The sequence below is a fragment of the Pedobacter aquatilis genome (genome assembly GCF_030409415.1).
Taxonomy (GTDB): Bacteria; Bacteroidota; Bacteroidia; order Sphingobacteriales; family Sphingobacteriaceae; genus Pedobacter; species Pedobacter aquatilis.
Genome location: NZ_JAUFPW010000034.1, coordinates 77,608 through 100,040, shown reverse-complemented (window position 1 = coordinate 100,040; position 22,433 = coordinate 77,608). Strand labels below are relative to the sequence as shown.

Below are 22,433 nucleotides of genomic sequence, written 5' to 3'. Positions count from 1 at the left end.
CATTTTAAGTTTATTAAAACAATAAGCCTTTTAATTACTTATTAAGATAGATAAAATTTAAACTATGAAAAAGCCACTTTTAATATTATCGGTTCTTGCAATTATAGCAACTGGATGCAACAGTAATAAAGCTGATGAGAAGAATGCTGATAGCTTGTATAAATATACTGATACCACAAAGGTTACCGATTCATTATCTACAGATAGTACTGCAGATAGTTTAACTAATGCACCTGCAGATGTTAAACATTAAAATTATATCTATACGGTTTTAACTTCGTTCTCTGCGTAGTCTTCAATATCGGTAATATAACTGTTAACCAATAAGAAATCGAATAAAGGTTTTGCTTCTGGTGTAACAGGCATATTCGCTGTAGTAATTACCTGATTCGTCTTTTTATCTAAAAACGGATAAGCAAATAAACGTACGTTAGTGTTAAACATATCATTTACGTAGCTTAACAATTGACCCGAATAATTTTCGCCCTTAAAATTTGTAGAATTGAAGACGAACTTTAAGTTATTAATATTTGTTGCCAAGCCAACGCTTTTTGGTTTACAACGAGCCAAATATTTAGCCAAACGGTTATGACGAGTAAAGTTTGATACAATAACGATGTTTCCGGTATCGCACATTTCTTGTGCTCTTTTCGCAACAGACTCTAAATCAATATCATCAGGCGTTTCCTGGTCATCTGTTAAAACATTGGTTAATAAAACCTCAATCATAACAGCCAAATTACTATCCTCAACTTGGTTTGTGCGCTTAAATTGGTCGGTTGCTTTATTAAATAAGCTAAAGTTTGGCAATGATTTCTGACCAAATTTGGTTCTCAAAATCATAATATCCTTTTTATACAATAAATCTTTAGCCTGGCGAGGATGTGCATCGGCATCAAAAATTGCTGCCGCAGAAAAATCCTTCATAATCATATAAAGATTAAGCAGAATATTATCTACCTCAGGAAAAGCCGGACCTTTAACTGAAATTAAATCAATTTCAACAGAGCCGATGGTTAAATTATCAGCCAAAGATTCAACCATTATTTTAGGTTCGTGATGGTGATAAAATGCAGCGTAAACTAAATTTACACCAATAATCCCCAAAACTCTTTGTTGCATATTTACATCGGTATCAAGCAACCGAACATGGAAAAATATTTCATTTGGTAAACCTCCTGGTTCATCTTGGAAACGAATCCCAATCCAGCCATGTGGTTCGTTTGTACGTTTGTAATTTAAGGTTGTTACTGTATCCGCAAATGCAAAAAATGTTCTGCTTTCATACTTTTCTCCAGATAAACGCTCATTTAATAAACCAAATTCATGGTCTAACATTTGTATAAGTCGGTTTTGAGAAACATAACGCCCATTTGACTCTGCTCCATAAATGGCATCGCTAAAAGTCATATCATAAGCCGACATGGTTTTGGCTACAGTTCCAGATGCTGCACCGGCATTAAAAAAGTTTCTCGAAACTTCTTGGCCTGCTCCTATCTCGGCAAATGTGCCGTAAATTCTTGGGTCAAGGTTAATCTTTAATGCTTTGCGTTTAGTATCCAGAATTTCTCTTACCATGCCGCAAAAGTACAAAAATGGTTCATTAGTTTATTTGGAAATTAGTTTAACTTTTACACACCAATTAACCAATAACAAATGAACCAATTAACTAAAAACAAAATAAGGTTAGCACCATCCGATGCTAACCCTATAAAACCTAAACCTAAACTATTATGAAATCCTCTCTCGAGAAACTCTTTATTACGATACTACAATTTCTTTATGTTGAGATTTTGTATCGTCTTTTTTGCTGATGGTAATGTTCAAAATACCGTCTTTATATTCGGCGGTAATTTTCTCAGCATCAGCTGTATCTGGTAAATTAAACGACCTTGCGAATGAGCTGTAATCGAATTCTTTACGTGTAAAATCTTTTGCTGTTTGGGTATCGTCTTTCTTAACTTCTGCCCAAACAGAAAGTGTGTCTTTTTTTAAATTAATTTGAAAATCTTCTTTCTTTAAACCTGGCGCAGCTAACTCAATAACATAAGCAGTTTCATTTTCGAAAATATTTACGTTCGGCGATTTATCAACCATTTTATTTTTAGTTACTGCATCGCTAAACAATGAATCGAAAACATTGTTAAAGTAAGGAGCTGTGTTGCGGGTTCTGTTGTTAAAATTTACAAGTGTCATATCTCTAATTTTTATTTTTTTAATTGATATAAACCATTATTCAACTTACATACCAAACCGAATATCCATGATTTTTAAGACATTTTGGCAAAATAAATCCAAATCAAAAGACAAATTGACAGAAATACAGCGTTTTTCAGACAAATTCAATTATAAAACGAATATTCACCTGCGCTTTGTAGACTTCGATATGATGGGCCATGTTAACAATTCGGTATATTTTACCTATTTGGAAATTGCCCGAACAAAGTATTGGGAGGAAATTATAAAATGGGATTGGAAAAAAACTGGAATTGTAATCGCCCATGCCGAAATAGATTATATTCAACCCATACTAATGAACGATAAAATTGCCATTCATGTAAAAACCTCAAGAATTGGCGAAACCAGCTTTGATTTAGATTATCAAATTGTAAAAATCAAAGGTGCAGAAGAAGTCATTTGCAGCAAAGGCAAAACGGTTTGTATTGCCATAGATTATACAACAAAAAGACCAACAGCAATTCCAGAAGCGGAGAAGCAAAAAATGGTTGGATTTGAGCAATTGTAATTGTTCTCTAAAATAAAAACTATCGTTTTAAATTATTCGAAAAGCAAATTTCTACAAAAATTATAGTTATTCGGGCTTTGCGCTAAATCTTTTAAAATACTTCTGCCGTACTGTGAAACAAAGTATCGGTAATTTTAAAAGGATACCGCTGCAATCCCGTTTAGATGGCTCAGTTAGTACAACTATTTACAGTTGCAGGGCGTTCTAACATAATTCTTTAATTTTATTTTTACCGTTGGTTAAAACCAACGGCAATGAATTGAAAAGCAGGCGTTAATACCAATGAAAATTAAATGCAAAGCATTTGTATTAAAGCATAGATTTAAGGCTTGCTAATCCCTTCATTGTAAACTGCTTTATTAACCAAAACCCTTTGTTAATAAACCCGATAGCAGCGAACATCCCGATTTTTCATCGGGATAAAGCGTATAGCGGGACTGCAAGTGCCACGAAGACCGAAGCTTACATTTCCAAAACCTTATAATTCAAGTAAGCCAAAAACTATACTTTATCTGGCATAATTTTCCCAGGATTTAAAATTCCATTCGGGTCAAAAACTTGTTTAATTCCACGCATTAAATTCAAATGGATTTCAGAATATTTTATCGGCATATACTCCTTTTGAACCAACCCGATACCATGCTCACCAGATAATGTACCACCCAAAGCTGTAGTTAATTCAAATATTTCAGCAATTCCGAATTTAAGTTTATCTTTCCAATCTTCATCGCTCATTCCAGCTTTTATAATGTTAACATGCAAGTTTCCATCGCCAGCATGACCATAACAAACACTTTCAAAACCGTATTTAGCGCCGATTTCCTTAATGCCATTTACCAATTTAGGCAAAGCCGCACGAGGTACAACCGTATCTTCTTCCTTATAAACAGAATTAGATTTTACAGATTCGGCCATGGTTCTACGCATACGCCAAAGTTCCTCTTTTTGTGCTGCTGTATCTGCAAAGAGCACATCAGTACAATTATGTTCCTCTAAAACGATGTTTGTTTTTTCGCAATTTTTAAAAATATCATCTAGATCATCACCGTCAAATTCAATCATTAATAAGGCAGCAACATTATCTTTCAAGTCGAATTTAATATCATCATATTTAATTACCCACTCCACTCCTTTTCGTTCCATAAATTCTAAAGCCGATGGCGTAACGCCAGCCCTAAAAATCGCTGAAACAGCAGCACAAGCATCTTCGTTTGTAGCAAAAGAACCCATCATTAAAACCGATTGCGTTGGTTTTGGTAAAAGCTTAGTAACAATTTTTGTTACTACACCTAAAGTTCCCTCCGAGCCAATCATCAACTGCGTTAAATTATAACCAGAGGCATATTTTAGCGTATTTGCACCTGTCCAGATGATATCGCCATTAGGTAAAACCACTTCAAGATTTAAAATATATTCGCGGATTGTACCATATTTTACAACTCTTGGGCCACCAGAGCCATGCGCAACGTTACCTCCAATAAAACAAGAACCTTTACTGCTTGGGTCGACTGGATAAAGCAATCCTTTTTCGGCAACAGCGTTGATAAATTCTTCGGTAATTACACCAGGTTCAACAGTTGCTTGTAAGTTTTCGGTATCAATATCTATAATTGATTTAAATTTTTCCATTGATAAAGAAACACCACCAAAAATTGGCAAAGCTGCACCACTTAAACCCGTTCCACCGCCACGAGGAGTAACCGGAACATGATGCGTGTTACAAATTTTTAATAAGGCAGAAATATCTTCTGGCGATGTTGGCTTAACCACAACTTCGGGCTGATAACGCAAATCTTCCGTTTCATCGTGACTATAATTAGCTAAACTTTCGGCATCAGTAAAAACCTTTTCAGCTCCAATGGCCGATTTAATTTCCTCTAAAATGGTCGAATTTATTTTGGTAAAGTTCATTTCTATTTGGCTGAATGGTAAGATAGTTTAACAAAAGAATGCCCGATTTGCCCTGGCATTGGCGGATTTAATTTTTTCATACTCACATTAACAGTTTCTACAAAAGGATAAAGTTTAACCACTTTAGAAATCATGTTATGCAAAACGGTTTCTAAAAGCTTTTGGGTATGCTTCATTTCCTCCAGAATGATTGAATTCAAATCTTCGTAATTTACGGTTTGACTTAATTCATCATCAAAACCAAGCGGACTAAATTCTGTTTCCAAATCGATAATAAAATGATTACCAATAAGTTGTTCCTCTAGATAAAAACCATGAAGCGCAAAACATTTAACATCTTTTAGCGCAACAGTTTGTTTAATGTGATTCATGAATGTTTTGTATGGCTCAAAAATAATTTTTATTCGCGAATATAATGCCCATTGCCGTAAATTGTTACCTTTGAAATGAATGCTTTACCGTAACCAAATTTGAATTTATAATGAGCAAATCAGTAAAAAAAGACTTATACGAGGCACCAGACTATTATTTGTTAGATGAATTGCTAACAGATGAGCATAAATTAATTCGTGCCACGGCAAGAGAATGGGTAAAAAAAGAGGTTAGTCCAATTATAGAAGATTACGCTCAAAAGGCAGAATTTCCGAAACATTTAATAAAAGGATTAGCTGATATTGGCGCATTCGGCCCGACAATTCCTGTAGAATATGGCGGTGCTGGTTTGGATTACACCGCTTACGGAATTTTAATGCAGGAAATTGAACGTGGCGATTCGGGAATTCGTTCTACGGCATCTGTTCAAGGCTCGTTAGTAATGTACCCAATTTATGCTTATGGAACTGAAGAGCAACGTAAAAAATATTTACCAAAATTAGCCAGTGGCGAAATGATGGGCTGTTTCGGCTTAACCGAGCCAGACCACGGTTCAAATCCTGGCGGGATGGTTACCAATATAAAGGATGCAGGTTCGCACTATATTTTAAATGGCGCCAAAATGTGGATTAGCAATGCGCCATTTGCTGATATTGCTGTTGTTTGGGCAAAAGATGAATCAGGCAAAATAAGAGGAATGGTTGTAGAACGTGGCATGGAAGGATTTTCTACTCCAGAAACACATAATAAATGGAGTTTACGTGCTTCTGCAACAGGTGAATTGGTTTTTGACAATGTTCAAATTCCGAAAGAAAATGTTTTTCCAGAAATTAGCGGATTGAAAGGTCCGTTGGGCTGTTTAAACCAAGCTCGTTACGGCATTGCCTGGGGTGCTTTAGGTGCGGCAATGGATTGCTACGATACTGCTTTAAGATATTCAAAAGAAAGAGTTCAGTTTGGCAAGCCAATTGGTGGTTTTCAATTACAACAAAAGAAATTAGCCGAAATGGTTACAGAAATTACTAAAGGTCAGCTTTTGGTTTGGCGTTTAGGAATGCTTAAAAGTGAAAACCGTGCAACAGCCGAACAAATATCCATGGCAAAAAGAAATAGTGTAGAAATTGCTTTAGATATTGCGAGGAATGCCCGACAAATGTTGGGCGGAATGGGAATCACTGGAGAATATTCGATTATGCGCCACATGATGAACCTGGAATCTGTGGTTACGTATGAGGGTACACATGATATTCATTTGTTGATTACTGGAATGGATGTAACGGGATTGAACGCATTCAAGTAAGGGACAAGATTATTAAAGATTAAAAGTTAATGAGAGATTATAAAAAATATACTTACATACCTGCAACGCCTGAAGAGGTTTATTTAGCACTTACAAAAGACATTAGCATTAAACTGTGGACAGGTGCTGAAGTGGAGTTTGAAGAAAAGCCCGACACCGAATTTTCTTTTTGGGATGGTGATATTGTAGGAAAGAATCTAGAATTTGAAACGAATAAAAAAATTGTGCAGCAATGGTATTTTGGTGAAGATGGTGAACCATCTATTGTAACCATTAAACTTCATGCTGACAAAGCCGGAACATCTTTAGAGTTTAAACAAACCAATATTCCTGATGAAGATTTTGATGATTTTACAGAGGGAATTGAGGAATATTTTATTGGCGGTTTAGTCGATTTCTTCGACGAATAAAACATAATGTTTTTCTTACTGTTTAGATTTTAACTAAAACATAAAATCATGAATAAAACCGTAGGACTTATATTAATTATTGTTGGAATTGTAATGCTGGTTTGGACTGGATTTTCTTACACCAAGAAAGAAAAAGTTGTTGATGCTGGTCCGATTCAAATATCCGCAGATAAAGAGAAATCTGTTAACTGGCCACCTTATGTTGGTGGTATAATTTTGGTTGCTGGCGTTGTAGTTTTTGTAGCTTCTAAGAGGAAATAAATTATTTCATTGAGAGGCACGAAGCAATCTAATCTGAATAGAGATTGCTTCGTCCTTCGCGATAACGAACTTATTAAATCTCAGTACTGTAAACTGACCTTATTGCATCTCTTAAATTATATTTCGATGCCATAACTTCTCCGTAAGCACCTGCACTACGGATTGCAAAAATATCTCCTCTAAAAGATTCTGGTTGCTCAACTTCTTTACCGAAACAATCTGTGCTTTCGCAAATCGGCCCCACGATATCATATTTTACAGTCTCTAACTCCTGACTTCCGACTTCCGACTTCCGACTTAGGTTCTCAATCTTATGATAAGCCTGATACAAAGCAGGACGCATTAGTTCCGTCATACCAGCATCTAAAACCACAAAATTTTTCTTCTTACCATTTTTGATGTACAAAGCTTTGGTAATTAATGAAGCGGATTGACCAACTAGCGCTCTACCTAATTCAAAATGAACCTCTTGATTAGGTTTAATCTCTAAGAAATCCTTAAATATTTTAAAGTAAGATGCAAAGTCTGGAATTTGATTATCAGGATTATAGTAATCAATACCTAATCCTCCACCAACATTTAAAACCTGAACCTGAAAACCTTTATCTTCAAACCAGATTGCAAATTCATTAACACGAACACAAAGGTTTTTGTAAACATCAAGATTGGTAATTTGAGAACCAATATGGAAGTGAATTCCAATGAATTTTAAATTTGCAGATGCTTTTAAAGTTTCCGCACATTCTGGTAAATCCCAGGCATTTACGCCAAATTTGTTTTCATCCAAGCCGGTTGTAATGTTATGGTGTGTATAAGCATCAACGTTTGGATTAATACGAATAGCCACTTGTGCAACTCTGCCTTTAGCGGCAGCAAGTTCATTTAAAACTTCAAGTTCTTGAACAGATTCTACATTAAAGCAGAAAATATCTAAATCCAAGGCTTCATTTATTTCTTTATCGGATTTACCAACACCAGCAAAAACGATTTTTTTATTATCGAACCCAACTTCAACGGCTCTTCTCACTTCTCCTGCACTCACACAATCGGCACCAAAACCAATGGTTTTAATTTGCTCAAGCAAAACAGTATTAAAGTTTGCCTTAAGCGCATAATGAATATGAAACTGATATGGAGCAGCCGCATCGGCGCAAGTGCGCAAAGTTTTCTGCAACAATTCGGTATCGTAATAGTAAAATGGCGTTTCTATATTGTTAAACTTTGATATATCTTTATCGGCGAACATGTTCAAATTCCTTATTATAATTTTAATTTTATTCTTTGGGCTAATATATTTAGGCAATTACCTCGATTTAAAGCATGGAAGAATTAGCCAAAAACAATACAATGGGAAAATTCGATTCTTTATCGTTTTACTTCTAATCGTATTATTCCTTTTATTTATCAAAAAATGAAGTTAGTAGCAGCCATATTTATCGTAATTATAATTTCCTTAGGTTTATTTAATTCCTACAGGAAGTTTAAAAACAACTTACTACCATCAAGCTTTTTGGCTTTTCATTTCCTAATCGGATTGATGGTAATCATTGGCGCTTTTTACCTTCTATTCGAATAATCTATTTTAAAATTTCGGACTTTGGAATTTTTAAAAATTCACTTACATCATTAATAATTGATAATAATGTACCCAATTTTAAAGGATTATGATTTGGAATAGTAATATGATGTGCTACTGCTCCACTAATTACTGTTATCCTAATGTGACTTCCTCTTTGCGTCGTAATCTCATATCCAAATTTATTTAAAATCTTAATTAAATCTGTAGCAGATAAATCACGAGGTGTTTTCATCCTAAGTTAAACAGTTAAAAGTTCTTCTTTAACAGAATGAATTCTAATGATTTTAGGTAATTTATCTTCATCAAAATGACAAAGTACAGCTTCCTTAATATTGATTTTTAAATCATCCATATTATCGGCTTCCGTAAAAATTGATTCGCCGAGCGCCTTGGCAACGTAGCCGCCCTCTAAGCTTTCCTCAACTAAAAAAAACACTTCATTCATAATGCTAATTTAATCTTTTTATTCGAATAATCTATTGTGCAAGCTTCTTAGCGCTTCCGTTTTATCTTCGCTCAAAATTAGTAAAGATACGTTATAGTTACTTCCTCCATAAGAAATCATACGAATTGGAATGTGTTTCAAACCCTCTAAAACCCTGCTTGCAAAACCATGTTTTTCTGAACCGAAATCGCCCACCACGCAAACAATACTATGGTTCGTTTCTACTTCAACCGTTCCGAAACTTTCCAATTCCTCCACAATTTTCGAAAGATTTCCAGTTTCATCAATGGTTAAAGAAACTGCAACTTCTGAAGTGGTAATCATATCGATTGGCGTTTTATAACGTTCAAAAACTTCAAAAACGCGACGTAAGAAACCGTAAGCCAAAAGCATTCTGCTCGATTGAATACGGATAGCCGTGATGCCATCTTTTGCAGCAATAGATTTTATTTTACCTTTTTCACTATCGTGAGTAATTAAAGTACCAGCAGCACTTGGCTCCATGGTATTTAACAAACGAACGGGAATTTTATATTTCTGTGCTGGAAAAACCGATTGCGGATGCAAGATTTTCGCTCCAAAGTAAGCTAACTCTGCTGCTTCATCAAAAGATAATTGTGCAATGGGCTTAGTTCCTTTAACCACACGAGGGTCGTTGTTGTGCATGCCATCAATATCCGTCCAGATTTGAACTTCTTCTGCTAAAATTGCAGCACCTAATAATGATGCAGTATAGTCACTTCCACCACGACGCAAATTATCAACTTCACCAAAGCTATTGCGACAGATAAAACCTTGCGTAATAAATAATTTATTGCCTTGATGTTGTTCTAATAAAGGCATTAAATGTTTGGTTGTAAACGGAATATCTGGCTCGTTATCCTCATCCATTTTCATAAAATCTAAAGCAGGTAATAGAACAGATTCTACACCAATTGATTTTAAATAGATATGATATAAAGTGGTAGATAATAATTCGCCTTGCGCCAAAACAACTTTTTCTTCAATAGAAGTAAAAATATCGTTAGTTAAAACGGCTAAAAAGCTAAAGTGATAATCAATCACTTCGTTCCCCATTCCCTGAAAATCAGCAGCAGGCAAAAGTTCAACAACAAAATCCTTATATTTTGCATATAAATTCTCCACACACTCGCTTCCCTTCTTCTTATCTCCAGCTAAAAAATAATTAGAAATTTCCACCAAGCTGTTTGTTGTACCAGACACGGCTGATAATACGACAATTTGCTCTTCATTTGGATTAATGATATCCAACAACTTCGTCATGCGCTCGGGACTACCTACTGAAGTACCCCCAAATTTTAAAATTTTCATGTAATTAATTGGTTTAGCTGTAATAAAAAGAACACAAAATAAATTGTGTTTGCTAATACGATAAAAAATAGAAACCGCTTATTTTAATAAGGAATTTCTTTATTATTGTATCGGGGCGTGAAAATAAACAAAACAAGCTTAAAAGCAACACCCTCAACAAAATAAAATTTGGAAAAGTTTAATTTATTTTGATTACAACCAAACTTCCAGGCAGATTTTTTTGTTCAACACCAGATATTAAATTAAAAATACAGCTCAATGCAAGGAATTGACCAATCAACACAGGCTACCATAAATCAATGGCTAAGCGGCAATTACGACGAAAAAACCAAGGCAGAAATACAAGCCCTTGTCGACCAAAATGCAACAACAGAACTTACCGATTCATTTTACAAAAGTTTAGAGTTTGGTACGGGTGGTTTGCGTGGAATTATGGGTGCAGGTTCAAACCGCATCAATAAATATACAATAGGAACGGCCACTCAAGGTTTAGCCAACTATTTGAATAATAAATATCCAGGCGAAAAAATTAGCGTAGCCATTGCGCATGATAGTAGAAATAATTCTGATTATTTCGCAAAAATTACGGCTGATGTTTTCTCAGCAAACGGCATCCATGTTTACTTTTTTGAAGCATTAAGACCAACGCCAGAGTTATCTTTTGCAGTTCGTCATTTCAATTGTAAAAGTGGTGTGATGTTAACGGCATCGCACAATCCGAAGGAATATAACGGTTACAAAGCTTACGGTGCTGATGGTGGTCAGTTTACCTCGCCTGATGATAAATTGGTTATCGATGAAGTAAATAAAATTCAAAGCATTGATGAAGTGAAGTTTGACAGGGTCGACGCAAATGTGGAATTAATTGGTGAGGACGTAGATAAATTGTATTTAGACGGCATTACGGCGCTTTCAATTTCTCCTGATGCAATTAAGAGACAGCATGATTTGAAAATTGTGTATTCTCCTATTCACGGAACTGGAATTACTTTAGTGCCAAAAGCCTTAGCGCAATTTGGTTTTACAAATGTTACCGTTGTTGAAGAGCAAAGTAAACCAGACGGTAATTTTCCAACCGTTGTTTATCCAAATCCAGAGGAAAAGGATGCATTAACTTTGGCGATGAACAAGGCTAAAGAAATTGATGCTGATTTAGTTTTAGCTACAGACCCAGATGCTGACCGTGTTGGTATCGCAGTTAAGGATAATAATGGAGAATGGGTTTTGCTTAATGGAAACCAAACAGGCAGTTTGTTAATCAACTATATTGTTTCAGCTTGGGAAGAAAAAGGTAAACTTACAGGCAAAGAATATGTGGTTTCTACAATTGTAACTACCAGTTTGATTAAAGCCATTTGCGATGCTAAAAATGTTGAGTACTTTAACACTTTAACAGGCTTTAAATGGATTGGACAAATTATTACCCAATTACAAGGCGAAAAAACTTTTATAGCTGGTGGTGAAGAAAGTTACGGCTATTTAATCGGCGATTTAGTTCGTGACAAAGATGCAGTAGTTTCTGCTGCTTTCATCTCTGAAATGACAGCTTACTACAAAGATAAGGGCGCAAGTTTATACAACGCTTTATTGGATATGTATGTGCAATACGGTTTGTATAAAGAAGATTTAGTTTCGTTAACCAAAAAAGGTAAAACCGGAGCTGAGGAAATTAAAGCAATGATGGAGAAATTCAGAAATAATCCACCTGCATCATTAGGCGGTTCAAAAGTTGCGATATTAAAAGATTACGAATTAAGTCAGGAAACTGATTTAGCCAGCGGAAAAGTAACGAAATTAGATTATCCGGCATCTGATGTTTTACAATTTATAACTGAAGATGGAAGTATTGTTTCTGCTCGTCCGAGTGGTACAGAACCGAAAATTAAGTTTTATTGCAGTGTAAATGCACCACTTGCTGATAGAAAAGATTTCGAAAAAGTAAATGCTGAATTGGGCGATAAAATTAAAGCTGTAATGGCAGATTTACAGGAATAGGTTTTATATTTTTTTTAAAAGATGCCTGATGATTGATTTCATCAGGCATCTTTTTATCCTTCAGTTTCAACTGACGGCAAATAAAAGCATGTGGTTAACTCAAATTCGGTAATATTTTTTATTGATGTAGTAAATTCATTGCCGTTGACTTCAGTCAACGGTAAAAGATTATTTAAATATTTGCCACTCCCAATTTCGTTTGTACATTTGCAGCGAAATACAAATGTTAAAACGAGCCCTAATATTTCTTTTAGTAATCTGTACAATTTCTAATTGCTACATGCAATTGATTGTGTATTCAAGTTATCAAATGAATAAGGAATACATCACATCCGTATTTTGTATCAATAAAGCCCATCCAGAGTTGCATTGCGACGGACAATGTTTCTTAGCCAAAAAACTAAAAGATTTGGATGGCAAGAACAAGCAAACTCAAGATAATTTAAAAAGAGTGATAGAAGCCGAACCTGAATTTAAGGTTTTAGCTATTAATCATTCAATTCCATATTTCTTCATTAAATCAGAAAGCGGTTATCTTGAAAAACCAATTAAAGACCTTTCGATTTCTATTTTTCATCCGCCGAAATCGGCTTAAGTAAAATTTATTTTTATCGTTGTCGTCACTCTGAATTCATTTCAGAGCCTTTTTTGCTATAAGATGCTGAATTAAATTCAGCATGGCGACCACAATTTTAATAGCTCTGAATCGAGCACCTTGGTTCGTGTCTCCACGAACCTAACGAAGAGGAAGAGAAAAAATTCACTTATCCAATTTATCAAAATGAAATTATCACAATACTTTCTGGCATTTTTATGCCCTATCATACTTTTACAATCATGTAAAAAAGATGCTGATGAAATCTCTACAGATGCAAAATCTAGCTTTACATTAGAATTCGAGCATCAGGTAAATGGTGCAGCATTAGCGCTAAATACAATAACCTACAAAAATGCCAAAGGCGAAGATTACAAAATTAACGTCTTTAAATATTATGTAAGCAATGTTAAATTAAGCAAAGCTGATGGAACAACTTATCTAATTCCAGAAAGTTATTTTTTGGTAGATGAATCTAAACCTGAATCAAAGTTAATTACCGTAAAAGATGTTCCGACAGGCGATTATACAAAAATTGAATATACCATTGGTGTAGATTATGCCCGCAACTTTGCAGGTGCACAAACAGGTGCATTAGACCCCATAAATGGCATGTTCTGGACCTGGAACAGCGGCTACATTTTTGTAAAACTAGAGGGCACTTCGCCACAATCTACAGCGGCAAATAATGCATTAACTTTTCACATTGGTGGCGTATTAGACCCAAATAATACCGTAAGGACTTATTCTACGGAAATTAATGCTGCAAATCCGCTTAGGATTAGAACCGATTCAAAACCTGACATGCACTTTATCGTAAATGCGGCATCCCTATTTACAGGCACAACCGATGTAAGTTTCGCAAGTTTAAATTTTACGATGGGTGGCGCAAATTCGGTTGTTGTAGCGAACAATTATGCCAAAGGTTTATTCCGTTTAGACCACATTCACAATTAATATGTGGCGTAAATTAATCGTCTTCGCAATGCTTTTTTTAAGCATTGCGTTGATGTATGCTTGCAGTAAAAACGAGGGAGAAATATCACCAGAAGAAAAGAAAGTCACTTTCTCCATTCCATCAAACTTTCCTGCGCCAGCATACAATTTCGAAGAAAATAAATTAACAAACGCAGGTTTTGCCTTAGGTAAAAAGTTGTTTTACGAAGCTCGATTATCAGCTGACAAAAGTGTTTCCTGCGGTAGCTGCCATCAGCAATTTGCGGCATTTGCTAATCTCGACCATAAAGTTAGTCACGGTGTAGACAATTGCCAGGGAAAGAGAAATGCGCCTCCCCTTTTTAATTTGGTTTGGCAAAAAGCTTTCTTTTGGGATGGTGGTGTAAAGAACATCGAAACTTCTCCCTTAAATGCCCTTACTGACGTTTGCGAAATGAAAACCGATATCGAAACCGTTGTTTCATTCCTAAAAAATACTGCACCATATCCAGAAATGTTTAAGCAAGCTTTTGGTTCTACAGAAATCAATTCGCAAAATGTTTTAAAATCCTTGACTCAATTTATGGGCGTTTTGGTTTCGGGTAATTCCAAGTATGATAAGGTGATGCGCAAAGAAAGTGGTTTTGCTTTTACTGCTGATGAACAACTTGGCTATAACCTATTTAAAGAAAAATGTACTTCATGCCATGTAGAGCCATTTTTTACAGATTTTTCTTATCGTAGCAATGGCTTGGATGTAGTCAGTATAGATGAGGGACGGTCGCACATAACAGGCGTTAAAGACGATTTCGGAAAATTCCGTGTACCCAGTTTACGTAATATAGAATATACCGCACCTTATATGCACGATGGCCGTTTTTACAGTTTAGACGAAGTTTTAGAGCATTACAATTTTGGCGTAAAAGCTGCTGAAAACTTGGATTCATCACTAAAAAATGGCATTCATTTAAACAGCGCTGAACGAGCACAAATCAAAGCATTTTTAAAAACATTAACCGACAATGAGTTTATCAAAAATACATTATATAGCGAATCGTAAATTATTAATTATAGCCATTCTTTTAATCAGCAGCAATGCTCTTGCTTGTGATATTTGTGGGTGTTTTATGGGCATTACGCCTTACTATAACCGAAACAGCATCAGTGTACTGTACCGCTACCGTTCATTTAATGGTTACAATGGACAATCACATTCGCTTTTTCCAAATGGAGGACAGTTTTTCATCCCAGCCAAAAGCCAAAATTCGCCAATTACTGGTCACGCTGGAAATCCAGACGATTACGAGTTATACCGCTCTATGGAAATCAGAGGGAAATATTTTATCAACAGCAAATTAGAAATTAATGCAATTCTTCCTTACGTTTCTAATAGCGAACGCTATAATGGCTACACATCAACCGTTGGTGGTGTTGGAGATGTCAATCTTTATGCAGGTTATCACTTGGTTCAAAAACTGGAAGATAATTTTAAGCAACAACTTATTGCAGGTGCAGGAATTAAACTCCCGACAGGTAAAAACGATTTCAAAAATACCGCGGGCATTCGTTATTCTTCGCTACAACAAGCAGGAACTGGCAGTACAGATGGTTTTATCTACATGAATTATTTGGTTGGACTGGGCAAGTTTGGCGCAAGTTTAAATACATCTTACAAACTAAATGGAACGAATAAACGCGATGAGGGAATTGCAAATAGTACCACCAGTTTCTTAAATATTTTTTACACACAAAGAATTGGTAAAGATGTACAGGTTATGCCATCCGCACAGTTTTTTTACGAATATTCTGGTGGAGAAAAATACAATGGTTTAAAAACAGGCGAACACGTAATGAATAATTTAATGGGTGGAATCGGTGCTGATATTTTTTATAAAAACATTGCGCTGAATATGGGCGTACAAAAAAACATTTGGGAAGCAAAAACCGACCATCCCATGAGTGCAGGTAAAGTATATGTTGGTGTTACTTATAATTTTTAAATCGATGAAAGAGAAATTAATAATGATTTTTAGTGTGATAATCTTACTTTTTGGCGCATGTAAAACCGAACCCGATTCGGAAGCCATCAAAAAAGAGGTTTTAAACATCCACGATAAACTGATGATTGATGGCGAAAAAGTAATAAGAAACAGAATGAAATTAGACACCATTTTAATTGCTGAACGGCAAAAATTATCTCCAGATACCATCAAGATAAAGGCTTTAGTTGATAAATTAAATAAGGCCGATGAAAATATGATGGATTGGATGCATTCGTTCAATGATGAATTTAAGGGTAAAAATGAGCAGGAAGATATCGCCTATTACAAATCGCAAATGATTTCGATAAGAGCTGTAGAAGATAGCTTTATCAAAGCGACTAAAGAATCAGATTCAGTTTTGAAAATCTACCTTATTAATCCAGCTGAAAAGATGGAAATGTCTAATCATAAACATTAATAAAAATGAAAAATTTAAGTCTTGGAATAATCTTATTTGGATTAGCATCAATCAGTTTAAAATCAAATGCAGCTATCAAAGCTGATAGAGAAAATGTTTTAATTGATACCTTACAGAAAAGAGTAATCGACCCAGTTTGTAAGATGAAAATTAAACCAACTGGTGTAAAAACAACGGTATACAATAAGTTTACCTTTTATTTTTGTTCTGAGAGTTGTAAACAAAAGTTTGTGGCTGAGCCTGCAAAGTACGTTAAGAAGTAAAGCAATTTAAGCACATCATGCTGCTTCAAAAACTCGTCATTGCGAGGTACGAAGCAATCTCCGAAAGGAAAACCCCTTAAATGAAATTGCTTCGGCTCGTGCTAATCAAGCCTCGCGAAGACGAAAATAAAATGTTAATTTAATCTATCATGACGAATACCACATCAATTAATTGCCATCTGCAAAACAGAGGCGTATATTTACACTTTATTAAAATATTATGAATAAAATTATTTCATCCGTAGTAATTTGCCTGCTATCCATTATCATACTTTCATCTTGTCAACAAGATAAAAAACTACCTATTTACGGCGAAAGACATGCAGAAACTATTAAAGATGCAGCTGGTGTTGAAAAAATTGATACGGTTTATCAAACCATTCCGAATTGGGCTTTTTTAAATCAGGATAGCGTTTTAACCACAAACAAAGTTACCGATGGCAAAATTTACGTAACCGATTTTTTCTTTACATCGTGTACAACCATCTGCCCTACCATGCACCGCAATTTAATGACGGTTTATAACGAATTTAAATCAAATCCTGACGTAATGTTTATTTCGCATACCATTGATTTTAAATATGATAAACCATCCGTGTTGAAAAAATATGCTGCAAAATTAGGCGTTGATGATAAAAAATGGCAATTTCTTTATGGCAGCAAGGATAGTGTTTATACTTTAGCTGAGAAAAATTATTTAGTAGCCGTTGGCGAAGACAGCACCGCCAAAGATGGTTACATACACCAAGGGTATTTGGTTTTAGTTGATAAAGACAAAAGAATTCGCGGTGCTTACGATGGTACAAAAGAAGACCAGGTTGAACAATTGAAAAAGGATATTCCAGTTTTATTGGCGGAGTATAAAAAATAATTTATTTGCCACGGAAACACAGAAAAAAGGGAATATTATTTCCATATAAATCCGTGTTTCCGTGGCAAAATAATTTAAATAAATAGGTAAAAAAACAAAATAAAGAATGTTAATTCCGTGTAAATCCGTGCTTCCGTGGCAAAATAATTTAATTAGAATTATTCTAGCTACAGAAGCAAAATAAAGAATCTTAATTCCGTGTAAATCCGTGCTTCCGTGGCAAAATAATTTGGCAAAAACTAACAAAACATCTATGCGCAAATACATCATCAATTCTATTTTTTTGCTTTCCATTATTGCGATAATCGTTTCCTGCCAAAATCAGGAAACCATCGATTTGCAAAACTACATGTCGAATGGTAAAGATATTTACAAGGCCAAATGTCAAAATTGCCATGGCGAAAATGGCGAAGGTTTGGGCCAACTTGCACCTCCGCTAACAGATTCCATATTTCTAAAGAATAATAAAACCAGTTTGGCTTGCTTCATTAAAAATGGGGCGAATGAAACCATGGTTATTCATGGCAAAGAATACAAAGAAAAAATGCCTGCATTCCCGGAATTGGCCGATATTGATGTGGCTCAGGTAATGGTTTATATTACAAATTCCTTTGGTAATAAGCAAGGTTTTGTGCCTTACTCAGCGGTTTCTAACCAATTAAAAGATTGCAAATAAGTTAAAAATTTTGTGGCTTTTTGCTTAAAAAAATCCATCTTTGCGCAAAATGCAGGTTGTTCTATCGCTGTTTCGAGTAATCGAGAGAGAGGAAAGTCCGGGCAACACAGGGCATCTCGCTTTCTAACGGAAAGGAATTTAGGAATGAAAACCTGAATTACGGATTAGTGCAACAGAAAATATACCACCCGGCGCAAGTTGGGAAAGGGTGAAAACGTGCGGTAAGAGCGCACGAGCATTACAGGCGACTGTATTGGTTTGTAAACCCCGAGCGTTGAAAGACCAAATAGGCTAACGCATGTAGGGCTGCCCGTCCGATGTTAGTGGGTAGGTCGTTAGAGGTAAATGGCAACATTTACAGTGGATTAATGATAGAAATTCTGAGCAATTAGAAAACAGAACCCGGCTTATAGACCTGCATTTTTTATTTCATTTGAAAAGCAATTCCAGTAATTCTTTTATAAGTTCAGTCCTGCTGTACGTTATATCTTTTTGTGAGTGTCAGTCTGAACTTGTCGAAGAGCTGCTTCCAAAAGTATATCACTTCCATCAGGTTTAAAAACCAAAACCTGTATCATCAAACTAAAAGCCCACCCATTGCTTTAGTTATACGTAATTTTCATTTAATGGTTTGCCACGGAAACACGGAAGTCACGGAAAAGAATTTGAGTATCAAAAAGGATGTTTCTTACACAAACCTGTGTTAAATAAACCTGATGGAAATGGCAGCCCCCGATTTAAGCATCTGTCTCTGTTTTTTAATCAGGTATGCTTACAAGTTGCACTGGTTTATGGGGGCTAAAATGTACAGCAGGACTGAAAAATCCGATGGAAATCTGCCCTTTGTTTTCCAAATAAAAAAATTAAAACCTTTTCAACGATTTCTCGTTTATAGCCTAAATCAATGTATAAAAAACTATACATTAATTAAAAAATAATATATTCGTAACTGAATTACGACTAAACAAAACTGAATGGCCAAACTACTAATTATTGATGACGAGCGGGCAATAAGGAGCACCTTACGCGAGATTTTAGAATACGAAAATTACGATGTTGAAGACGTTGATAATGGTATCGATGGTCTGGAAATGATTAAGAAAGGGAATTTTGACCTTGTTCTTTGCGACATTAAGATGAATAAGATGGATGGTATGGAAGTGCTGGAACAAGCGCAAGCCATTAAACCCGATTTACCTTTCATTATGATTTCTGGTCACGGTACGGTTGAAACTGCTATTGAAGCCAGTAAAAAAGGAGCCTTTGATTTTATTTCAAAACCACCAGATTTAAATCGTTTATTAATTACTGTTCGCAACGGTTTAGACCGCGGAACTTTAGTTACCGAAACAAAAGTTTTAAAACGTAAAGTAAGTAAAACACGTGAAATTTTAGGCGAATCGGATAGCATTTCTAAAATAAAGGAAACCATTGAACGTGTTGCCCCTACTGAAGCTCGTGTATTAATTACTGGTGCAAATGGTAGCGGTAAAGAACTGGTAGCCCGTTGGTTACACGAAAAATCTAATCGTGCAGATAGTCCATTAATAGAAGTGAATTGTGCCGCAATTCCATCAGAATTAATTGAAAGTGAATTATTCGGTCACGAAAAAGGTTCATTTACATCGGCTGTGAAACAACGTATTGGTAAATTTGAATTGGCCAATGGTGGAACCTTATTTTTAGATGAAATTGGCGATATGAGCCTTTCTGCGCAAGCAAAAGTGCTTCGTGCTTTACAAGAGCATAAAATATCTCGCGTTGGTGGCGAAAAAGAAATTGATGTTAATGTTCGCGTGTTAGCGGCAACCAATAAAGATTTATTAAAGGAAATTGAAGATGGTAATTTCCGTATGGATTTGTACCACCGATTAAACGTAATCAATATCCATGTACCACATTTAACCGAACGTACAGATGATATTCCTGTTATTGCACAAAACTTTTTAGAAAGCATTTGTAGTGACTACGGCATGCCTGTTAAAAAAATTAATGATGGTGGAATGGCTGCCTTAAAGGCTTTACCATGGACGGGTAATGTGCGTGAGCTGCACAATATGATTGAGCGTTTGATTATTTTGAGTGATAAGGTAATTACTGAAAATGATGTTCGTGCTTTTGCAAATCCTGGTGGTGGAACAAATATTGGTGCTGCAACAAGTACGCAAATTGCAAATTCTACTGGCGGTTCCGGTATGTCTTCATCTTTTGATAGCTTTAATAATTTTCAGGATTATAAAGACCACGCTGAGAAAGAATTTATCAAATTTAAGCTGGAGAAAAACAATTGGAATGTTTCAAAAACTGCTGATGAAATTGACATTCAAAGAAGTCATTTATACAGTAAGATTGAAAAGTTTGGATTGAAGCGGGCGGAGTAAAGCGCTGTTTGAATATCAGAGGTTGAAAAGTTTTAAGGTTGGAAAGTTTAGATTGCAAAACATTTCAACCTTAAAACTTACCAACTTTAAAACAAATTACCCCATATAATCATTTTGCCTCATCAGCAATGCTCTGTATTTATTGAAAATGGCAGTTTTAGATACAAAACCTTTATAGCGGTTAGCCTCATCAACAACTGGTAAAAGCCAAACATTATCTTGTTCCATTTTCTGTAAAACCACTTTTAAATCGTCGTTTTCGTTAATGGTGTTTGGCGCATCGTGAACTAAATCAGAAGCAGCTAGTTCATCTTTTTTAACATTGCTAACCATTTCACTAAACAATTCTTCGATATAAATGATGCCTTTAAAATCGCCTAACTCATTGGTAACGGCGCATATATTTTTATGCGATTGAACAATTTCATTCATCTTAAGCGAAATCAAATCATCCATGTTTAATTGAGGATAAGTTTTCTCTACCAAATACCGCAACTTCATCTGGTTTAAAACCGTGGTATCTTTATCCTCGTGAGAAAGCAATTCGCCTTTATCGGCCAATACTTTGGTGTAAATAGAATGTTTTTGAGCGCTACGATTAATAGCATAGGAAATCGCCGTGGTAATCATCAACGGAACCATTAAAATATAGCCTCCTGTAATTTCAGCAATTAGAAAAATACCGGTAAGTGGCGCATGCATAATCGAACCTAAAGCAGCGGCCATCCCTGCCACAATAAAGTTTGAAACGTTCAAATGTGCCAAACCTAAAATGTTCACCGTGTAGGCAAATATAAAACCTATCAAACCTCCCATAATTAAACTCGGCGCAAAAGTACCGCCATTACCACCAGCGCCCAAAGTAATTAGGGTTGCCAATGATTTCATAAAAATTGTAACCACTGTAAACAATACCACCAACGCAGGAATGTTGTTGTAATCTTCGAAAATGCTGTTATTAATTACAGCCAAGTAATCGCCCCGCAATAGGTTTTTCATGGTGATGTAACCCTCCCCATAAAGTGTTGGGAAAAGAAACACCAAAAAGCCAAGCATTAAACCACCAACAATAACTTTTGTGTAAGGATGTTTGATTTTGTAGAACAATCCTTTTACGGCGTAATTGGCTTTGGTAAAATAAATGGAAAACAGGCCGATTAAACCTGCTAAAAGGATATAATAAAACAAGGCGTTAACTTGCCATCCTTCGGTTACCAGAAAGAATAATTGCTGGGTGTAAAATAATCTGGCGACTACAGCTGCCGTTGCAGCAGAAAGTAATAATGGAATAAATGCTGGAATTGTAAATTCAGGTAAGAGAATTTCGATGGCGAAAACAATACCTGCAACTGGGCTATTAAACGCACCTGCAATACCTGCTGCTGCACCACAAGCCACAAGCATCGTAATTTCCCGATAGGATAAACCTAAAAATCGCCCTAGATTGGAACCAATTGCTGAACCACTAGTAACAATTGGTGCCTCCAAACCTGTTGAACCCCCAAAACCAACGGTTACGGCTGCTGTAATAATTTGCGAGTAAATATTGTGTGGCTCAACTTTGCTTGATTTTTTAGATATGGCATAAAGCAAAGGCGTTAAACCGGTTTCAAATTTGCTTTTCCTGATGAAGTATTTGATGTATAAAACGGTTAGGAAAATACCAATCATTGGGAAAATGAAGTACAAGTAATATTTGTACTTCCAATGCCAATCCGATTGCAGAAACTCTTCAATATGGTGTGTTAAGCTTTTTAAGGCTGCAGCGGCTAATCCAGCCAAAACGCCAACGATTACAGCGAGTACGACTAAGAAATTACGGTTTGATATTTTTGATTTTCGATATTGATTAATCTTATCAAGGTAATTTACAAAGCGGATATACATTCTATTGGATTTT

25 protein-coding genes and 1 other RNA gene are annotated in these 22,433 nt (G+C 35.6%); 17 read left to right on the top strand and 9 right to left on the bottom strand.

All coding sequences use genetic code 11. From position 1 onward, the window contains the following. Positions 1-64 precede the first annotated feature (64 nt). Positions 65-253, top strand: a complete 189-nt coding sequence (locus QWY86_RS16440; protein WP_290243589.1) for a hypothetical protein — start codon at positions 65-67, stop codon at positions 251-253. An 8-nt stretch (positions 254-261) separates the two neighbouring features. Here QWY86_RS16440 and QWY86_RS16435 read toward each other — a convergent pair whose 3' ends face one another. Continuing rightward, complete coding sequence (locus tag QWY86_RS16435; protein WP_290243588.1) at positions 262-1,578, bottom strand: nicotinamide mononucleotide adenylyltransferase; 1,317 nt, start codon at positions 1,576-1,578, stop codon at positions 262-264. Positions 1,579-1,761: 183 nt separating this feature from the next. Next, positions 1,762-2,196 carry an Hsp20/alpha crystallin family protein gene (locus QWY86_RS16430; RefSeq protein ID WP_290243586.1) on the bottom strand — a complete coding sequence of 145 codons (435 nt, stop codon included), beginning with the start codon at positions 2,194-2,196 and terminating at the stop codon, positions 1,762-1,764. Between the two features lie 67 nt (positions 2,197-2,263). On the opposite strand from QWY86_RS16430, the gene QWY86_RS16425 reads away from it, so the two are divergent. Further along, positions 2,264-2,746 carry an acyl-CoA thioesterase gene (locus QWY86_RS16425; RefSeq protein WP_290243584.1) on the top strand — a complete coding sequence of 161 codons (483 nt, stop codon included), beginning with the start codon at positions 2,264-2,266 and terminating at the stop codon, positions 2,744-2,746. Between the two features lie 501 nt (positions 2,747-3,247). On the opposite strand, the gene QWY86_RS16420 is transcribed toward QWY86_RS16425, so the two are convergent. Together QWY86_RS16420 and QWY86_RS16415 are read right to left on the bottom strand one after the other, a co-directional pair. Beyond that, on the bottom strand, positions 3,248-4,657 hold the full coding sequence (locus QWY86_RS16420) for an FAD-binding oxidoreductase (RefSeq protein WP_290243583.1): 1,410 nt from the start codon (positions 4,655-4,657) through the stop codon (positions 3,248-3,250). 2 nt (positions 4,658-4,659) lie between these two features. Continuing rightward, on the bottom strand, positions 4,660-5,028 hold the full coding sequence (locus QWY86_RS16415) for a dihydroneopterin aldolase (RefSeq protein WP_290243581.1): 369 nt from the start codon (positions 5,026-5,028) through the stop codon (positions 4,660-4,662). 110 nt (positions 5,029-5,138) lie between these two features. Here QWY86_RS16415 and QWY86_RS16410 point away from each other — a divergent pair, with 110 nt between their 5' ends. Genes QWY86_RS16410 through QWY86_RS16400 form a run of 3 tightly spaced genes read left to right on the top strand, consistent with a single transcriptional unit; the run spans position 5,139 to position 7,000 of the window. Then, complete coding sequence (locus QWY86_RS16410; RefSeq protein ID WP_290243579.1) at positions 5,139-6,329, top strand: acyl-CoA dehydrogenase family protein; 1,191 nt, start codon at positions 5,139-5,141, stop codon at positions 6,327-6,329. Between the two features lie 29 nt (positions 6,330-6,358). Continuing rightward, a complete protein-coding gene (locus tag QWY86_RS16405; protein WP_290243577.1) occupies positions 6,359-6,739 on the top strand; it encodes an SRPBCC domain-containing protein in 381 nt (126 codons plus the stop codon). Between the two features lie 48 nt (positions 6,740-6,787). Then, positions 6,788-7,000, top strand: a complete 213-nt coding sequence (locus QWY86_RS16400) for a hypothetical protein (protein ID WP_290243576.1) — start codon at positions 6,788-6,790, stop codon at positions 6,998-7,000. Between the two features lie 73 nt (positions 7,001-7,073). On the opposite strand, the gene lysA is transcribed toward QWY86_RS16400, so the two are convergent. Then, positions 7,074-8,246 (bottom strand): diaminopimelate decarboxylase, encoded by a 1,173-nt coding sequence (gene lysA / locus QWY86_RS16395; RefSeq protein ID WP_290243575.1) that lies wholly within the window; start codon positions 8,244-8,246, stop codon positions 7,074-7,076. A gap of 165 nt (positions 8,247-8,411) precedes the next feature. Between lysA and QWY86_RS16390 the strand changes: the two genes are divergently transcribed. Further along, positions 8,412-8,576, top strand: coding sequence for a hypothetical protein (locus QWY86_RS16390; RefSeq protein ID WP_290243574.1), 165 nt, complete (start codon positions 8,412-8,414; stop codon positions 8,574-8,576). 1 nt (position 8,577) lies between these two features. Here QWY86_RS16390 and QWY86_RS16385 read toward each other — a convergent pair whose 3' ends face one another. Genes QWY86_RS16385 through QWY86_RS16375 form a run of 3 tightly spaced genes read right to left on the bottom strand, consistent with a single transcriptional unit; the run spans position 8,578 to position 10,356 of the window. Next, positions 8,578-8,811 carry a type II toxin-antitoxin system HicA family toxin gene (locus QWY86_RS16385; protein WP_290243572.1) on the bottom strand — a complete coding sequence of 78 codons (234 nt, stop codon included), beginning with the start codon at positions 8,809-8,811 and terminating at the stop codon, positions 8,578-8,580. 6 nt (positions 8,812-8,817) lie between these two features. Next, positions 8,818-9,024: a 2-oxoisovalerate dehydrogenase gene (locus tag QWY86_RS16380; RefSeq protein ID WP_290243570.1), complete on the bottom strand. Its 207-nt coding sequence runs from the start codon at positions 9,022-9,024 to the stop codon at positions 8,818-8,820. Positions 9,025-9,042: 18 nt separating this feature from the next. After that, a complete protein-coding gene (locus QWY86_RS16375; RefSeq protein WP_290243568.1) occupies positions 9,043-10,356 on the bottom strand; it encodes an aspartate kinase in 1,314 nt (437 codons plus the stop codon). A gap of 258 nt (positions 10,357-10,614) precedes the next feature. On the opposite strand from QWY86_RS16375, the gene QWY86_RS16370 reads away from it, so the two are divergent. The 11 genes from QWY86_RS16370 (at position 10,615) to QWY86_RS16320 (ending at position 20,533) form a co-directional block, all read left to right on the top strand. Continuing rightward, the gene (locus QWY86_RS16370; protein WP_290243566.1) at positions 10,615-12,351 is read left to right on the top strand and encodes a phospho-sugar mutase; all 1,737 of its coding nucleotides are present in this window, start codon (positions 10,615-10,617) and stop codon (positions 12,349-12,351) included. Positions 12,352-12,661: 310 nt separating this feature from the next. Further along, positions 12,662-12,946 carry a hypothetical protein gene (locus QWY86_RS16365; RefSeq protein ID WP_290243565.1) on the top strand — a complete coding sequence of 95 codons (285 nt, stop codon included), beginning with the start codon at positions 12,662-12,664 and terminating at the stop codon, positions 12,944-12,946. A gap of 186 nt (positions 12,947-13,132) precedes the next feature. Continuing rightward, positions 13,133-13,903, top strand: coding sequence for an MbnP family protein (locus QWY86_RS16360; RefSeq protein ID WP_290243563.1), 771 nt, complete (start codon positions 13,133-13,135; stop codon positions 13,901-13,903). A gap of 28 nt (positions 13,904-13,931) precedes the next feature. Continuing rightward, positions 13,932-14,942: a cytochrome-c peroxidase gene (locus tag QWY86_RS16355; protein ID WP_290243562.1), complete on the top strand. Its 1,011-nt coding sequence runs from the start codon at positions 13,932-13,934 to the stop codon at positions 14,940-14,942. After that, positions 14,905-15,882 (top strand): transporter family protein, encoded by a 978-nt coding sequence (locus QWY86_RS16350; RefSeq protein WP_290243560.1) that lies wholly within the window; start codon positions 14,905-14,907, stop codon positions 15,880-15,882. The genes QWY86_RS16355 and QWY86_RS16350 overlap by 38 nt, the downstream gene beginning before the upstream one ends. Positions 15,883-15,886: 4 nt before the next feature. Further along, complete coding sequence (locus QWY86_RS16345) at positions 15,887-16,342, top strand: hypothetical protein (RefSeq protein WP_290243559.1); 456 nt, start codon at positions 15,887-15,889, stop codon at positions 16,340-16,342. Between the two features lie 5 nt (positions 16,343-16,347). After that, the gene (locus QWY86_RS16340) at positions 16,348-16,605 is read left to right on the top strand and encodes a YHS domain-containing protein (protein ID WP_290243558.1); all 258 of its coding nucleotides are present in this window, start codon (positions 16,348-16,350) and stop codon (positions 16,603-16,605) included. A gap of 220 nt (positions 16,606-16,825) precedes the next feature. Beyond that, the gene (locus QWY86_RS16335) at positions 16,826-17,476 is read left to right on the top strand and encodes an SCO family protein (RefSeq protein WP_290243557.1); all 651 of its coding nucleotides are present in this window, start codon (positions 16,826-16,828) and stop codon (positions 17,474-17,476) included. A gap of 229 nt (positions 17,477-17,705) precedes the next feature. Next, positions 17,706-18,152: a c-type cytochrome gene (locus tag QWY86_RS16330; RefSeq protein WP_290243555.1), complete on the top strand. Its 447-nt coding sequence runs from the start codon at positions 17,706-17,708 to the stop codon at positions 18,150-18,152. 48 nt (positions 18,153-18,200) lie between these two features. After that, positions 18,201-18,578, top strand: an RNA gene (gene rnpB, locus QWY86_RS16325) — RNase P RNA component class A. Positions 18,579-19,126: 548 nt separating this feature from the next. Continuing rightward, positions 19,127-20,533 (top strand): sigma-54-dependent transcriptional regulator, encoded by a 1,407-nt coding sequence (locus QWY86_RS16320; protein ID WP_290243554.1) that lies wholly within the window; start codon positions 19,127-19,129, stop codon positions 20,531-20,533. Positions 20,534-20,629: 96 nt separating this feature from the next. Here the strand turns inward: QWY86_RS16320 and QWY86_RS16315 are convergent, their stop codons facing one another. Then, positions 20,630-22,420, bottom strand: coding sequence for a chloride channel protein (locus QWY86_RS16315; RefSeq protein ID WP_290243553.1), 1,791 nt, complete (start codon positions 22,418-22,420; stop codon positions 20,630-20,632). Positions 22,421-22,433: the final 13 nt, after the last annotated feature.

Bases quoted from the DNA above. Each gene is read 5' to 3' on its own strand.
- QWY86_RS16435 (WP_290243588.1), bottom strand. From the start codon at position 1,578: ATGGTAAGAGAAATTCTGGATACTAAACGCAAAGCATTAAAGATTAAC.
- QWY86_RS16380 (WP_290243570.1), bottom strand. From the start codon at position 9,024: ATGAATGAAGTGTTTTTTTTAGTTGAGGAAAGCTTAGAGGGCGGCTAC.
- QWY86_RS16415 (WP_290243581.1), bottom strand. From the start codon at position 5,028: ATGAATCACATTAAACAAACTGTTGCGCTAAAAGATGTTAAATGTTTT.
- QWY86_RS16400 (WP_290243576.1), top strand. From the start codon at position 6,788: ATGAATAAAACCGTAGGACTTATATTAATTATTGTTGGAATTGTAATG.
- QWY86_RS16355 (WP_290243562.1), top strand. From the start codon at position 13,932: ATGCTTTTTTTAAGCATTGCGTTGATGTATGCTTGCAGTAAAAACGAG.
- QWY86_RS16360 (WP_290243563.1), top strand. From the start codon at position 13,133: ATGAAATTATCACAATACTTTCTGGCATTTTTATGCCCTATCATACTT.
- QWY86_RS16385 (WP_290243572.1), bottom strand. From the start codon at position 8,811: ATGAAAACACCTCGTGATTTATCTGCTACAGATTTAATTAAGATTTTA.
- QWY86_RS16375 (WP_290243568.1), bottom strand. From the start codon at position 10,356: ATGAAAATTTTAAAATTTGGGGGTACTTCAGTAGGTAGTCCCGAGCGC.
- QWY86_RS16335 (WP_290243557.1), top strand. From the start codon at position 16,826: ATGAATAAAATTATTTCATCCGTAGTAATTTGCCTGCTATCCATTATC.
- QWY86_RS16430 (WP_290243586.1), bottom strand. From the start codon at position 2,196: ATGACACTTGTAAATTTTAACAACAGAACCCGCAACACAGCTCCTTAC.
- lysA (WP_290243575.1), bottom strand. From the start codon at position 8,246: ATGTTCGCCGATAAAGATATATCAAAGTTTAACAATATAGAAACGCCA.
- QWY86_RS16365 (WP_290243565.1), top strand. From the start codon at position 12,662: ATGAATAAGGAATACATCACATCCGTATTTTGTATCAATAAAGCCCAT.
- QWY86_RS16320 (WP_290243554.1), top strand. From the start codon at position 19,127: ATGGCCAAACTACTAATTATTGATGACGAGCGGGCAATAAGGAGCACC.
- QWY86_RS16370 (WP_290243566.1), top strand. From the start codon at position 10,615: ATGCAAGGAATTGACCAATCAACACAGGCTACCATAAATCAATGGCTA.
- QWY86_RS16315 (WP_290243553.1), bottom strand. From the start codon at position 22,420: ATGTATATCCGCTTTGTAAATTACCTTGATAAGATTAATCAATATCGA.
- QWY86_RS16425 (WP_290243584.1), top strand. From the start codon at position 2,264: ATGATTTTTAAGACATTTTGGCAAAATAAATCCAAATCAAAAGACAAA.
- QWY86_RS16410 (WP_290243579.1), top strand. From the start codon at position 5,139: ATGAGCAAATCAGTAAAAAAAGACTTATACGAGGCACCAGACTATTAT.
- QWY86_RS16405 (WP_290243577.1), top strand. From the start codon at position 6,359: ATGAGAGATTATAAAAAATATACTTACATACCTGCAACGCCTGAAGAG.
- QWY86_RS16420 (WP_290243583.1), bottom strand. From the start codon at position 4,657: ATGAACTTTACCAAAATAAATTCGACCATTTTAGAGGAAATTAAATCG.
- QWY86_RS16390 (WP_290243574.1), top strand. From the start codon at position 8,412: ATGAAGTTAGTAGCAGCCATATTTATCGTAATTATAATTTCCTTAGGT.
- QWY86_RS16440 (WP_290243589.1), top strand. From the start codon at position 65: ATGAAAAAGCCACTTTTAATATTATCGGTTCTTGCAATTATAGCAACT.
- QWY86_RS16340 (WP_290243558.1), top strand. From the start codon at position 16,348: ATGAAAAATTTAAGTCTTGGAATAATCTTATTTGGATTAGCATCAATC.
- QWY86_RS16350 (WP_290243560.1), top strand. From the start codon at position 14,905: ATGAGTTTATCAAAAATACATTATATAGCGAATCGTAAATTATTAATT.
- QWY86_RS16345 (WP_290243559.1), top strand. From the start codon at position 15,887: ATGAAAGAGAAATTAATAATGATTTTTAGTGTGATAATCTTACTTTTT.